This window comes from Hymenobacter siberiensis (assembly GCF_018967865.2).
GTDB lineage: Bacteria > Bacteroidota > Bacteroidia > Cytophagales > Hymenobacteraceae > Hymenobacter > Hymenobacter siberiensis.
The window spans coordinates 3,773,851-3,786,453 of the sequence record NZ_JAHLZY020000001.1 but is presented as its reverse complement, the minus strand read 5'-3'; the positions used below and the strand labels follow the sequence as shown (position 1 = coordinate 3,786,453).

At 63.8% G+C, this 12,603-nt stretch carries 14 protein-coding genes; 7 read left to right on the top strand and 7 right to left on the bottom strand.

Annotated elements, in window-relative coordinates; translation table 11 throughout:
* Positions 1-4: 4 nt before the first annotated feature.
* Both KQ659_RS16795 and rluF read right to left on the bottom strand, forming a co-directional pair.
* Positions 5-850, bottom strand: a complete 846-nt coding sequence (locus KQ659_RS16795) for a hypothetical protein (RefSeq protein WP_216680007.1) — start codon at positions 848-850, stop codon at positions 5-7.
* Between the two features lie 42 nt (positions 851-892).
* Complete coding sequence (gene rluF, locus KQ659_RS16790) at positions 893-1,984, bottom strand: 23S rRNA pseudouridine(2604) synthase RluF (protein ID WP_216680008.1); 1,092 nt, start codon at positions 1,982-1,984, stop codon at positions 893-895.
* A gap of 137 nt (positions 1,985-2,121) precedes the next feature.
* Here rluF and KQ659_RS21930 point away from each other — a divergent pair, with 137 nt between their 5' ends.
* The 3 genes from KQ659_RS21930 to KQ659_RS16780 all read left to right on the top strand — a co-directional run bounded on the left by KQ659_RS21930 (position 2,122) and on the right by KQ659_RS16780 (position 3,833).
* On the top strand, positions 2,122-2,286 hold the full coding sequence (locus tag KQ659_RS21930) for a hypothetical protein (RefSeq protein ID WP_317196077.1): 165 nt from the start codon (positions 2,122-2,124) through the stop codon (positions 2,284-2,286).
* A gap of 247 nt (positions 2,287-2,533) precedes the next feature.
* Positions 2,534-2,992: an SDR family oxidoreductase gene (locus KQ659_RS21925; protein ID WP_317197808.1), complete on the top strand. Its 459-nt coding sequence runs from the start codon at positions 2,534-2,536 to the stop codon at positions 2,990-2,992.
* 169 nt (positions 2,993-3,161) lie between these two features.
* Complete coding sequence (locus KQ659_RS16780; protein ID WP_216688173.1) at positions 3,162-3,833, top strand: hypothetical protein; 672 nt, start codon at positions 3,162-3,164, stop codon at positions 3,831-3,833.
* Positions 3,834-3,971: 138 nt separating this feature from the next.
* Here the strand turns inward: KQ659_RS16780 and KQ659_RS16775 are convergent, their stop codons facing one another.
* A complete protein-coding gene (locus tag KQ659_RS16775; RefSeq protein WP_216688174.1) occupies positions 3,972-4,454 on the bottom strand; it encodes a DinB family protein in 483 nt (160 codons plus the stop codon).
* Between the two features lie 80 nt (positions 4,455-4,534).
* The gene (locus tag KQ659_RS16770; RefSeq protein ID WP_216680011.1) at positions 4,535-5,737 is read right to left on the bottom strand and encodes a phosphatase PAP2 family protein; all 1,203 of its coding nucleotides are present in this window, start codon (positions 5,735-5,737) and stop codon (positions 4,535-4,537) included.
* A gap of 265 nt (positions 5,738-6,002) precedes the next feature.
* On the opposite strand from KQ659_RS16770, the gene KQ659_RS16765 reads away from it, so the two are divergent.
* Positions 6,003-7,451 (top strand): aldehyde dehydrogenase family protein, encoded by a 1,449-nt coding sequence (locus KQ659_RS16765; protein WP_226915753.1) that lies wholly within the window; start codon positions 6,003-6,005, stop codon positions 7,449-7,451.
* Positions 7,452-7,658: 207 nt separating this feature from the next.
* Positions 7,659-8,342 (top strand): hypothetical protein, encoded by a 684-nt coding sequence (locus KQ659_RS16760; RefSeq protein ID WP_216686024.1) that lies wholly within the window; start codon positions 7,659-7,661, stop codon positions 8,340-8,342.
* Positions 8,343-8,420: 78 nt separating this feature from the next.
* Here the strand turns inward: KQ659_RS16760 and KQ659_RS16755 are convergent, their stop codons facing one another.
* Positions 8,421-8,831 (bottom strand): hypothetical protein, encoded by a 411-nt coding sequence (locus tag KQ659_RS16755; protein WP_216680014.1) that lies wholly within the window; start codon positions 8,829-8,831, stop codon positions 8,421-8,423.
* A 72-nt stretch (positions 8,832-8,903) separates the two neighbouring features.
* The gene (locus tag KQ659_RS16750; RefSeq protein ID WP_216680015.1) at positions 8,904-9,293 is read right to left on the bottom strand and encodes a hypothetical protein; all 390 of its coding nucleotides are present in this window, start codon (positions 9,291-9,293) and stop codon (positions 8,904-8,906) included.
* Here KQ659_RS16750 and KQ659_RS16745 point away from each other — a divergent pair.
* Positions 9,292-9,708 carry a hypothetical protein gene (locus KQ659_RS16745; RefSeq protein ID WP_216688175.1) on the top strand — a complete coding sequence of 139 codons (417 nt, stop codon included), beginning with the start codon at positions 9,292-9,294 and terminating at the stop codon, positions 9,706-9,708. The genes KQ659_RS16750 and KQ659_RS16745 overlap by 2 nt on opposite strands.
* Before the next feature lie 186 nt (positions 9,709-9,894).
* On the opposite strand, the gene KQ659_RS16740 is transcribed toward KQ659_RS16745, so the two are convergent.
* On the bottom strand, positions 9,895-11,901 hold the full coding sequence (locus KQ659_RS16740; RefSeq protein ID WP_216680017.1) for an FAD-dependent oxidoreductase: 2,007 nt from the start codon (positions 11,899-11,901) through the stop codon (positions 9,895-9,897).
* 158 nt (positions 11,902-12,059) lie between these two features.
* Between KQ659_RS16740 and KQ659_RS16735 the strand changes: the two genes are divergently transcribed.
* A complete protein-coding gene (locus KQ659_RS16735) occupies positions 12,060-12,584 on the top strand; it encodes an acyl-CoA thioesterase (protein ID WP_216686027.1) in 525 nt (174 codons plus the stop codon).
* The last annotated feature ends 19 nt before the right edge of the window (positions 12,585-12,603 follow it).

Here is a 12,603-nt window from a genome sequence, read left to right as displayed (position 1 = left end):
GTAATTAAGTCGTTTTGTAGAGGTACCAGCCGTCGCCCAGCGGCCGGAGCACGATGAGGCCATCGGGCTGCATGGCGGGCAGCAGGGCCGGCTCGGACTGGTAGAGCAGGCCCACCGTGCTGTCGATTTTGCCGCCGATGACAAACGCCAGGCAACTGCCGCAACTAGTGGCGCGCCGCGTGACGCGGCCCAGGTACAGCTGCCGCAGCAGGGCGTGCACGGCGGGGTCGGCGTTGGCGGCCTGCTCGTCGGTGGCTTCGTCGGCCGCAATGGCGGGGTCGAAAAACCGGCCCTTCTCCACCCGGCTCAACACTTCCTGAAAAGCCGCCCGGTGCTGGTAGAAGTGGGCGGCAATGTCGGCGTCGGCGCTGGTCCAGAGGCGCAGATTGCCGATGGTAAAGGCGTGGCTGGCATCGGGGTGCTTGCGGTTGTAGTCGGCCACTTCGGCCGGGGGCATGGCGGCCAGCAGCGCCACCATGGGCGGCCCCAGGTGCGTCATGGCCAGGTTGCGGATGGCCGACAGCTTCCAGCCGTCGGCTTCGCGGTGGAAGTGCAGGTAGAAGTCGCGGCGGCTCAGGGAGTCGCGCAGCTCCACGGCCACTACGGCGGTGGCCGAGTCCTGGCGCACCAGCTGGCAGGCGCGCTGCACGCGGGGCGGAATCTGCTGGCCCAGGGTCTGGCGTTTGGCCTGGTTGGCCACTTCGCAGCAGAGGTAGCTTTTCATGGTGGCCCACCCGGCGGGCGCCACAAACTGCTCGGCGATGACGAGTGGCGGGAGCAGGGGCGCGGGCGCGGCCCATGCGGCCACATTGGGCAGCCAGAGGCAAAGCAGCAGGCAAAAGTGCTTCATGCGAAGGAAAACGGCAAACCGGACAGTGATAATTCCGCCGGCCTAGCGGGGGCGGGCCGGGCCCTTGCGGCCGGCCCCGGATTTGCCCTTGCCGCTGGCGGCCGGGCGGGTGCCCAGGGTGCCGGTTTTGGGCCGGGCGGGGCCGCCTGCGCCGCCGCTTTTGGGGCGCGAACCGCCGCCGCCGCCGGGGCCGGCTTTGGGTGGGCGCTTGGTGCCGCCCAGGCCGGGCTTGGTGCCGGATGCGCCGGGCTTTTCGGGGCGCGGGCCCCACCAGCCGGTGCCCGAGGGGTTGTACATGGTGGGCGGGCCGGGCTTGCGGGGGCGCGGGGTGGGCCGGCCGTCGCTCGTGAGCGTGTCCTGCGGCGTGGCTTTGGTCTTTTTGGGGCTGCGGCCACCGGAAGCTTCCTCGGTGCCGCTCGATTTGGACACCATTTTCATAATGCCGGCCACTTCTTCCGGGGTCAGCTCGCGCCAGTCGCCCACGGGCAGGCCTTTCAGGCTCACGTTCATGATGCGGACGCGCTCCAGCTTCATCACTTCGTAGCCGAAATGCTCCACCATGCGCCGAATCTGGCGGTTGAGCCCTTGCACCAGCGTGATGCGGAAGATGTAGGGCGTTTCCTTCACGATAACACAGCGCTTCGTGACCACGCCCAGCATGGGGATGCCGTGGGCCATTTCGTCCAGCATGCGGTCGGTGAGAATGCGGTCCACGGTTACCACATATTCCTTTTCGTGCTGATTGCCGGCCCGCAGAATCTTGTTCACGATGTCGCCGTCGCTGGTCAGGAAAATCAGGCCCGACGAATCCTTGTCGAGCCGGCCGATGGGGAACACGCGGGCGGCGTGGTTTACGTAGTCCACGATGTTGCCGCGCACGCCCGGCTCCGAGGTGCTCGTCACGCCCACCGGCTTGTTGAAGGCCAGGTACACGGCGTCTTCGGCCTGCTTGGGCTCCAGCTTATGGCCGTTCACGCTCACCCGGTCGCGCGGGCCTACCTGGTCGCCAATCTGGGCGGGCTTGCCGTTGAGCAGTACCGCGCCTTGCGCGATGTAGCGGTCGGCCTCGCGGCGCGAGCACATTCCGCTTTCGCTGATGAATTTATTGAGGCGGGTGAGCGAGGCAGGAGGCATGGGCAAAAAATCAAAAAGAATAAACGCGGCGCACGAGCGCCCCGACAAAGGTACGCCGTGCAGAAACGGGCCGCGCCTTAACCCCGGCCAGGGCCGGCCGTTAACGAAACCATCCATTTTCTCTCAATATCCTATACATGTCTGACAAGCCCCCCATTTTCCCGCCCCAAAGCCAGGCCGCGGGTGCCGGCAAGCCCGGCCTCGAATACAAGATGACCCCCGAGCCCGAATACATTCGCGAAGGCTACAAGGGGAGCGAAAAGCTGAAGGGCAAGGTGGCCCTCATCACGGGCGGCGACTAGGGCATGGGCCGGGTCATGGCCGTGCATTTCGCGGTAGAAGGGGCCGACGTGGCCATTTGCTACTTCCCCGCCGAGCAGCAGGACGCCGAGAAGGTGCGGGAAATAGTGTAGGTCCACGGCCGCTGCTGCCTGCTGCTACCCGGCGACCTGAAGCACCCCGCCTTCTGCCAGGAAATTGTGGACCGCACCGTGGCCGAGCTCGGCGGACTAAACATTCTGGTGAATAACGCGGCCGAGCAGAACTGGCATGATTCGCTCGAAGAAATCAAGGATTGAGGAGCTGGATAGCATCTTCAACCTGAATATTATTGCCATGTTCCGCATCTCGCGGGCCGCCGTGAAGCACCTTAAGGAAGGCGATTTCATCATCAATACGGCTTCGGTGAACGGCTTTAAAGGCAACGAGATGCTGCTGGACTACACCTCCACCAAGGGGGGCATCACGGCGTTTACGCGGGCGTTGTCGCTGCAGCTCATCAAGAAAGGCATTCGGGTGAATTCGGTAGCTCCGGGCCCTATCTGGACGCCCTTTATCACGGGCATTGGCCTGCTGAAGCTGCCGCTGTTCGGGCACGACGTGCCCATGGGCCGCGCCGGCCAGCCCTCAGAAGTGGCCCCGTCCTACGTCTTCCTGGCTGCGGAAGACGCTTCGTACTTCTCGAGCCAGACGCGGCATCCCAACGGCGGCTCGGTGGTGAACGCCTAGAGGAGTTAAGAGAGTTATGGGTTGAAAGTTGTGAGTTGAAATATTCTAGATTTTGTCTCATAACTCTCAACTCCTGTTTCGCGGCCGCATAACCCGTGGGCAAGCGCCACCGTATCAGCCCCTAAAAATGGCTCTATGGCCGTTTTTAATTCTTGAATCTGTGCATTCCATGAACTTCAAATTGCTCGGTCTGATGGCCGCCGCCGCACTGGCTACCGCTTCCTGCACGCAGGACAAAAAAGTCGAAACCACCACTACGACCACGCCGGACGCTACGGTAACCACCACCACCACCACCACCGTCGACACGATGGCCGCTTACGACGACGCCCGCCGCATGGCCGCCCGCGTGGCCGAAGACCTCAAGCTGACCGACACTGTGGTGGTCACGCGCATCGAGAAAACCTACTACACCCGGGGCCGCAAGCTGAACGCCCTGCAGACCCAGTACGCTACGGATACCACCGGCCGCTACGCCGCTATCCGCCAGGTAAACGACGAGGCGGATAACACCATCCGCACCGACCTGAACAGCCCGGACTACTATAACACCTACTCCTCGAACCGCGCCAACTACGGCGACGGCCCCTACTCGCTGACCCCCGGCACGGTAATCACCACCACAACCACTGCCGGCCGCACCGGCAGCAGCGTGGGCCAGGGCTCGGGCGTGAAGAAGCTGGAAAACCAGAACGACGGCGACCACAAAGTGAAGTACGAAAACGGCGCTAAAATCAAGCGCAGTGACGATGGCTCGGTGAAAATCAAGCGCGCCGACGGCACGAAGATTAAAATCGACGAAAACGGTAACCGCACCGTGAAAAAAGGCTTGTTCAAGTAGGCCGGAATTGTCATTCCGACGCGGGAGGAATCTGGTAAATTCGTCCAACTGTGTAAACCAGATTCCTCCCGCGTCGGAATGACAGGCCCACAAAAAAAATCCGCTCCAAATCAGGAGTGGGATTTTTTTGTGGGCTACTCAATGATTGATAATCTGCCGGATATGGTGCTCCAGGTGCAGCACGTAGTCGGCAATGAGCCAGTGCAGGGTGACGGGGTTGGCGTTGAGCGAGAGGCACTCGTGGTCGAGCAGGGCCTCGGGCAGGCGGGCCAGCAGGTGCAGAATCTGATGGTTGAGGCTGGTCCAGAGCGCGAGCAGCTCGATGGCCGGGCGGTGCTGGTAGGCCCCGATGCGCACCCAGGCTTCCTGATCGTAGGGTTCGAGGCGGAGCGGGGGCGGGGCGAGCTGCGCCGTCACAAAGCGCTGGTAGTTATGCGTGGCTGAGTCGATGAGGTGACCCAGGATTTCCTTGCGGCTCCAGCGGCCGGGGCCGGGTAGCTCCGCCAGCTCAGCCTCGGCAAAGGTGGGCCAGTGGCGGCCCAGCAGGGCCAGCTGCCGGGTAAGCTCGGCCTGGCAGGTAGTCAGGTCCGGGTTGGGAAAACTGGAAAGAAAATCAGGCATAGAATAGCGGATTAAAAAGAACGCAGGCCAGCGCCGGGTCAATAATCAACGATAAAAGCCGTCGATTGGGATTGCGGGGCTCAGAGGCGCAGCGACCAGCTGGCCCCCGTGAACGGCCCGTAGGCGTAGGGCGAAAACAAGCCCCGGCGATACCACGGCTTGGGGTGCGACAGCAGCCGGAAGCCAGTGCCGTGTACGGTTGGGTCGGTGGCCTCGGGCTGCTCGACGCGGGTGCGGCCGTTGCGCACCGCAATTTTGGCAAATGCGTAGCCCAGTGCGATGCCCACCGGGTAGTCGGAGGCCCAGTGCACGCCGTTGTTGAGCATGGAGTAGCCCAGCAGGCCCATCAGGCCGTAGCCCACGGGCCGGATGAAGTGGTATTCGGGGTAGTTTTCGGCGATAACCGTGACCGTGGCCATGGCCGTGGCCAGGTGGCCGGTGGGGAAGGCGTCGTAGTTCGGGACGAAGTTCTGGTAGGTGTTGTACGACGGAAACAGGTGCCACTCGCCCCGTTCCTTAGTGGCCACGTAGGGGCTTTGACGGCCGGTGAGGCGCTTCATGGTTTGCACCACCAGGCCGGTGCTGAAAATGGCCTCGCCCAGCTGGCTGGAGGTACGTAGGGCCCGGTTGTCCTTCTTAATGCCGCCGTAAATCCAGAAGCTGCTGGCCACGGTGAGGTGCGTCCAGCCATCGCCGAGGAAGTAAAACGTGCTGTTGAGGTTGTCGGGCACGTTGAACTCGAAGGGTAAATTGGCCGAGCCCACGTTGAAGGGAATATAAATCAACGTTTTCTGGGTGCTGGCCGCTTTCAGGCCAATGCGCTTGCCCACATCCTGGCTCCAGTCGACGAGGTACTGGTCGGCCACCCACAGCGCCACCGAGCCGGCCGCCAGCTCAATAAGCGTTTCCTTGTTCTCCTTGCGGAACGCGAAGCCGGGAAACTGCCCCAAATCGCGCGGAATGTGGTAGGCCCACTCGAATGGTTTGGGCTTGTCGTAGTGCCAGGTCACGCCCGGAGCCACGGTGTAGTCGGTGATGCGGCCCTTGGCGTCGCGCGGGTGGATGTGCGGCAGCGAGTCCATCGGCAGGGGCGTCAGGCGGGTCGGCTTCGGCTTCTGGGCTTCGGCGGCCAGCGTGTCGGCTGGCAGGGCAGTGGCAATGGCCGAATCCGCAGCTGGCGCTGCCAGCTCCCGGGCCTGCGCAGGGCCGGCCGAATGGGCCAGCAGGGGAACGAGCAGCGCAAAAAACAGCCGCGAAGTGCGGCGGGGATAAAGAGAAATCACGAAAAAAAGTACCAGTAATATCAGCGGGCCGGGCCGGATTTAGCGCCGGCGAGGCGGGTGGTATAGAATGAAAAAACGCGGACCGGAGCCCAAATAGTAAGCCGCAAAGGTAATACCTACTTAACGTTGGATATACCGGCAGCCCAAAACCGACTGCACAGACGCATGGCTACCCGAAATGTTGTGCAAGCCGCGTATCTTTCTGCGGGACTGGCCACGAAGGCTGGTGCAACTAATGGCGATTATCATGCAACCTGCTGTTTTAGTGAATAATGCTGCCGAAGTGCCCGGCGCTGCCGCAAAGCCGGCCAACGAGTTTCAGGCGCAGTTTGATGCCCTGCGCCTGCGCACGCCCGCCCTGCGCGCCGAGGACGTGGCGGCCCGCCGCGCCCGCCTGCAAAAGCTCAGCAGCTGGCTGCACGCGCACCGCACCGACATTCAGCAGGCGCTTCTCACCGATTTTCGCAAGCCCACGGCCGAAACTGACTTAACGGAAATCTGGACCTCGCTGGTCGAGCTCAAGCACACCAGCAGCCACCTCAAAAAGTGGATGGCCCCGCGCAAAGTGGGCGCGAGCATGGCCCTGCTGGGCACCCGCTCCTGGGTGCAGGTGGAGCCCAAGGGCGTGGTGCTCATCATCGCACCCTGGAACTACCCGTTTTACTTGGCCGTGGGGCCGCTGATATCGGCCATCGCGGCCGGCAACGCCGTGGTCATCAAGCCCGCCGAGCAGACGCCCGCTACCTCCGCGCTGCTGCGCCAGCTGTGCAAAGACCTGTTCCGGCCCGATGAAGTGCTGTTGCTGGAAGGCGGCAAGGAAACCGCCACCGAGCTGCTGAAGCTGCCCTGGGACCATATCTTCTTCACCGGCAGCCCGGCGGTGGGCAAGATTGTGATGCGCGCCGCGGCCGAGCACCTTTCGGGCCTGACGCTGGAGCTGGGCGGCAAAAACCCCGCCGTGGTGGACGCCACCGCCGACCTGCGCGACGCGGCCGAGAAAATCGTGTGGGGCAAGTTCCTCAACAACGGCCAGACCTGCGTGGCCCCTGACTACCTGCTAGTGCAGGAAAGCGTGCAGCCCGCGCTGCTCACGGAGCTCACGGCCGCCATTCAGCGGGCCTACAACCCGGCCGGGGCCGGCATCGAGCAGTCCGATTCGCTGGCCCGCATCGTGAACGGGCAGCACTTCGCCCGCCTCGCCGGCCTGCTCGAAGATGCCCTGGTCCAGGGCGCTACCGTGGTCACGGGTGGCACCCTGGACCAGGGCCAGAACTACATCGAGCCCACCATTCTGACCAACGTGCCGGCCACGGCCCGCGTGCTGGAAGAGGAGATTTTTGGCCCGCTGCTGCCCGTGCTCACTTTCAAAAACCTGAGCGAAACGGCCGCTTACGTTAATGCCCGCCTTAAGCCGTTGGCGCAGTACGTGTTCACTACCAGCGCCGAAAACCGCCGCTACCTGCTCGACAACATTTCGGCCGGTGGCGCGGGTGTGAACGAAACCGTGCTGCACTTCGCTCACCCCGAGCTGCCCACCGGCGGCGTGGGCAACTCCGGCCTCGGCAAGGCGCACGGCTACGCCGGCTTCCTGGCGTTCAGCAACGAGAAGGGGGTGATGCGGCAGCGCGTGGGCTTCACCGGCATCAAGGCCATGTACCCGCCTTACACGAGCCGTGTGAAGAAGCTGGTGGCGCTGCTGGTGAAATACTTGTAAAAAAAGTGCCTGCTTTGCTCTTTCGGGGTTGTACTCCGAAAGCCTACTCTGCCGGGGGGCTTGTAGCCCCCAACGTTGGGTAACTGCTGCCGTGCGGGGGCGGAGTGCAACTCCGCGGCCGGGGGCTTTCGGAGTGCAACTCCGAAAGAGCGGGGAAACGGTTCAGAAGCAGCAGGTTGCTTTTTCGGTGGTCAGGGATGAATGGGCATGATGGTTTCCCGATTTTTATATGGTAGCTGGCTGGTTGGGGCCGGCCTGCTTCTGACGGCTTGTGATGAGGGGCTGGAGGTGCGTTTTGCGCAGCCATTTCCGGCCCAGGCAGCCGATATGGCAGTTTTTCCGGCTCGGGACCGGGCCGTGTACACGGCTCAGGATTCGAGCAAGTCGCTGTGCATTGGCCGCACGGCCGTGTGGCGGCAGGAGCTGCAAACCCAACTGCTCAGTCGGCATGAACTGGAATTGGCAAAGCACCGCCTTCGGGCCGATTCTACTTATGAGCAGGATGGACACCTGCACTCCCTGCGCCTGATGGGCCGGGATTCGGTGCGCGACAGCTGGCTCTGGACCGACACCATTTTCACGCTTACCGGCCCGGACGCGGGCAAGCTGCGCCGCTTTCAGGGCCGCTATTACCTGAACCAACCCACCGACTCCGGCAATAAATGGCGAGTCGAACGGTTGGAGATTGATGGCTGGTGCGTCAGGTGGCAAACCTTTGGTAAGGATACCCTGCGCCTGCTGGCGCTGGAGCCCGCCACCGTGCACTACCAGCGCCAGCACGGTGCCCTGACTTCTTTTAAGCTCACGCCCGAGCCGGGTGCGCAAATGCGCCGCGTAGGTCGCTACGCCGGGCTATGGGAAACGGTGGAACAGTATCAGCGCCGGCACTGACGGGAGGCCCAATGGAAGAGCCGCGACGCCTGCCGCTGGCCGATATGTACGACGATACTGACGTGGCCTCGCTGCTTGCTACTTCTGGCGCTGTTGCATCTCAGCGGCCATTTTGCGCTGGTTGGCGATGAACTGTTTGAACTTGGTAGGGCCCAGGGTCTGCTGCAGCTCGCGCTGGGAAGTGGCATTGATTCGCTTCTGCTCGGCCAGCAATTGCGGGGATTTGGGTGGGAATTTTTCCTTGGCGGCGTTGGCCTGCGTCACGGTGTTGCTGAGGATGCTGCGGACCCGGCCGGTTTGCTCGGGGGTGAGCTGGAGGTCGGTGGCCATCACGTCGGCGAGGTCGCGGGCGGCGGTGGGGGGCGTGGGCGAGTCGGCGGTCCGCACGGTTTCGACGACGGGCGCGGGCTTGTCGCGGTGATGGAAGATGGAGCAGCTGGCGGCGGTCAAACTCAACGACAGCACCACGGCAAAACGAACTGGACGCATAAGAAGCGGGAATAGCAATATTCCAACCAGTACGGAAGAAAGGGCCGTAAGGTCCATTCAGCCCCAAAAAACTCAGCGTTGGAACACCGTCAGAATCGTCATGCCATCAACCCGGATATCGTGCACCGGCGTGCCAAACTGCGGCTCATACGGCCAGGGATGCCAGCGGTAGATGCCCAGAAAGTACCGGGCCTGCGCGTGGGGCACGAAGCGCAACCGGGCGCGCTGGGCAGCCGGGAGCAGCAGCGAATTATTGTACAGGATAATTTTCTGGGGCAGTGTATCGCTGACGGCTACGGTGGCACCGGGGTCGTGGGCCAGTACCCAGGCCAGCCCGTCGCGGCCCGCCGCGCCCCAGTAGTCGCGCTCGAACAGGCTGCCGGCCACCGGCCCGGGCATAAAGCTGAAGTAGCCGTATTGGTACGGATGGTCGTGCATCTGCCGAAAAATCGTGTGCGCCATGCCCACCGCCAGCAGCCCGCCCGCCAGCAGCCCGCCCGCCAGCAGCCCGCCCGCCAGCAGCCCGCCCGCCAGCAGCCCGCCCGCCAGCAGCCCGCCCGCCAGCAGCCCGCCCGCCAGCAGCCCGCCCGCCAGCAGCCCGCCCGCCAGCAGCCCGCCCGCCAGCAGCCCGCCCGCCAGCCAGCCCCAGCCGGTACACGGCCCATACCCCGGCCACGAATACGCCGAAGGTGAGCAGGTGCCGCATCCAGCCGGCCCCGCGTGGGTCGTGGCGGAAAAAGGCGATTTCGAGCCCCGCCAGCAGCATCTGGAACACCGGGCCGTGGTCGGCATCGCCGTGGGTAGCCAGCTCGTGGATGCCTGCGAAGTGGCCGGCGGCCAGCACCTGTGGGGCTACCAGTTGGGCCACGTAGCGTAGGCTCATGTAGCCCACCATACGGTCGGCGCGCTCGTCCCAGCCCATGCCGTAGTCGCGTACCAGCAGCGGCCCTAGCAGCAGCAGAATCCCGAAAAACAGGCCGGTCGCAATCCGCCGTTTGGTATCGTCAAGCTTACCCATGAAGTGCCTAAAATCGGCTCCAAAGGTAAAGCCCGGCGGGGTGCATCAGGCCATGGCCGCCGCCTGTGCCTCCACCGGCCGGCTGGCTTTCAGGCCCTGGGCCGTGAAGTGGGCCAGCGCCATGATGGTGAGCATGGGATTCACGCCGCTGCACGCCGGGAAGGCCGAGCCGTCGGCCACGAACAGGCCCTGCACCTCCACGGTTTCGCCGTTGAGCTTGAGGGGGTGGGTGGCGGCGTCGCCGCCCATGCGGCAGGTGCTCATCTGGTGGGCGCTGTAGAGGCCGAACTGGTTGGATTTCCAGCTCAGGTGCGGGAGCTCGTCGAGCACTTCGGGGTTTTGGAGCACGCTGTCTTTGGTGAGCAGCGTGGGCAGGGTGCCGTGGGGCAGATATACTTTTTCGGCCCCGGCCGCGACGTGGATTTGGGCGGCGGCGCGCACGCCTTCCAGCATATTGGCCCGGTCAAAATCCGACAGCGTGTAGTCAATCAGCGCCGCGCCGTTTTTGTCGATGCTTACCCGGCCGCCGTCGCGGTCGCGGGTGAGCACGATGAACGAGCCGAGCTGGTCGGCATCGCGCAGCAGCTCGTGGTGTTGGCGGCCCGAAAGCCAGGGTAGCACCATGCTCAGCAGGCCGGGGTGGGTGGGGGGCGTTTCGAGCTTGGCGCCGAAGTTGGTGCCGTGCAGCATGGTGTAGGTGTCGTTCACCACGCTCATGCTGGGGCCGTGCCAGGAGTTCATGGGGTGGGGGTAGCGGGCCCCTACCACTACGGTGGGGTGCAGGTGCAGGTGGCGGCCCAGGTGCGGGTGCTTCAGGCCGGAGCGCAGTAGCAGCGCGGGCGTCTGGATGGCTCCGCCGGCCACTACCACGCGCCTGGCTTTCACATTGATGTGTATTTGACGGCCGTCGGCGGTAGTGTGCACGGCCACCGCGCCGGTAGCGCAGCCCTGGCTGATGGTCACGCGGTCTACTTTGGTGTCGGCCAGAATACGAGCTCCGTGCTCGAAAGCGGTGAGCAAATAGGTGTTCAGCGTGCCCTGCTTGATGCCGTGGGCATCGCCCAGCGAGGTGTAGCCCAAGCTGCGGAAGTGCGCGTCGGAATCGGTGAGGCCCTTTTCGTTGCGCGGAATCAGCTTCACTTCCTGGCCCAGCTTGGTCGAGCCGTCCCACAGGGCCTGGTTCTGGCCGTTGTGGCGGGCGTAGTTGGTATTCACGCCAATGGTGCGGGCCACGGCGTTGATGCTTTCCTTGAATTCGAGGGTGGTGAAGTGGGGCGCGTCGTGTTCGCGGGCCCACTCCTGCAGCACGTAATCGGGGGTGCGGAAGGCCCCAGCCCAGTTCACGGTGGTGCCGCCCCCCAGGCAGGAGCCGGCCAGAATGCCGATGCTGCCGTCCTGGGTGCTGAGGGTGCCTTTGGCGTCGTAGAGCGTACCCAGCATGTCGGCTTCGCGCTGGGTGAAGTCGCAGCCGTGGCAGTAAGGGCCTTTTTCGATGACCAGCACATCGAAGCCGGCCTCGGCCAGCTCGCCGGCCACCACGCCGCCGCCCGCGCCGCTGCCAATTACCAGCACATCGCACTCGTAAACAGTGTCTTCGGTGGGGTGCAGGGTGTGGATGGGCTTGGGCGAGTCCACGGGCTGCTCATCGGGGCCGGGGTATCCCACGAAGCCCCAGGCGGCCGGTACTTCGGCCATGCTGCCGCCGTAGTATAGCAGCACGCACAGCTTGCGCAAGGCGTTGAAGCCCTTGCGTAGCTGCGGTAGCTTGCTGCCCGCCCAGCTTTGCAGCAGGTGCTCGCGCTGCCCGGTATCGAGCTTGCGAAACGGTTTCAGCGGCCCGAACCAAGTGAGGCCGAGCACCGGCTTTTCCAGCAAATCGAGCAGCTGGCCAAATTCGGCCTGCGCCCCTTCCGGCTGCTCCCGAATGGCGGCCTCCAGCTTCTCCAGGCTCACGCCGGCCGAGCCGGAGGGACTGCCATCGGGCAGCGGCGGAATAAAGGTGTCGGCCAGGGCCAGAAGGACGGCGGAGCGAGCGGGGGTGAGCGAGAACATATGGTGGGAATTTGAGGTGGTAAAAGGTAAGGGTTTTTCGTGATATGTTAGGCGTGCCGAGTAATTATTGGGGTAGGATGGTAGAACGTCATGCCTCGGCTCCGCTCGGCATGACGTTCTGAATACCGACCTTTGTCGGCCCAAATACCCCGCTGCTCATGTCCAAGCTCGTCCAGACGCCCGAAACCACTCACCGCATCTACTTCCAGGACTGCGACATGCTGGGCCACCTCAATAACTCCCGCTACTTCGACTACTTCCTCAACGCCCGCGAAGACCACACCACCGCGCATTATTCCCTGAACATGGGCGAGCTGGCCCGCGAGCAGAATGCTGCCTGGGTCATCACCAAGCACCATATCAGCTACCTCAAGCCGGCCAACCAGGGCACCACGGTGCGCATTCTGAGCCAGCTCATCCATTTCGACAACTCCAACCTGGTGCTCGAAATGCAGATGCGCAACGAGGACGGCACTCGTCTACTGGCCCTGCTGTGGTCGGAGATGACCTTCGTGAACATGCCCGCTGGCACCCGTGCTGACCACGCCAACGACCTGATGGACCTGCTCGAACAGCTCGACGTGGACGGCGTGAGCTACGACCCCGACGGGTTTGATGAGCGCGTGAAAGAGGTGCGCCAGGAGCTGAAGAAGCAGCGGCGGCAGGCGGGGGTGGGGGAGTAGGACGGTCAGGGGGTGAGGT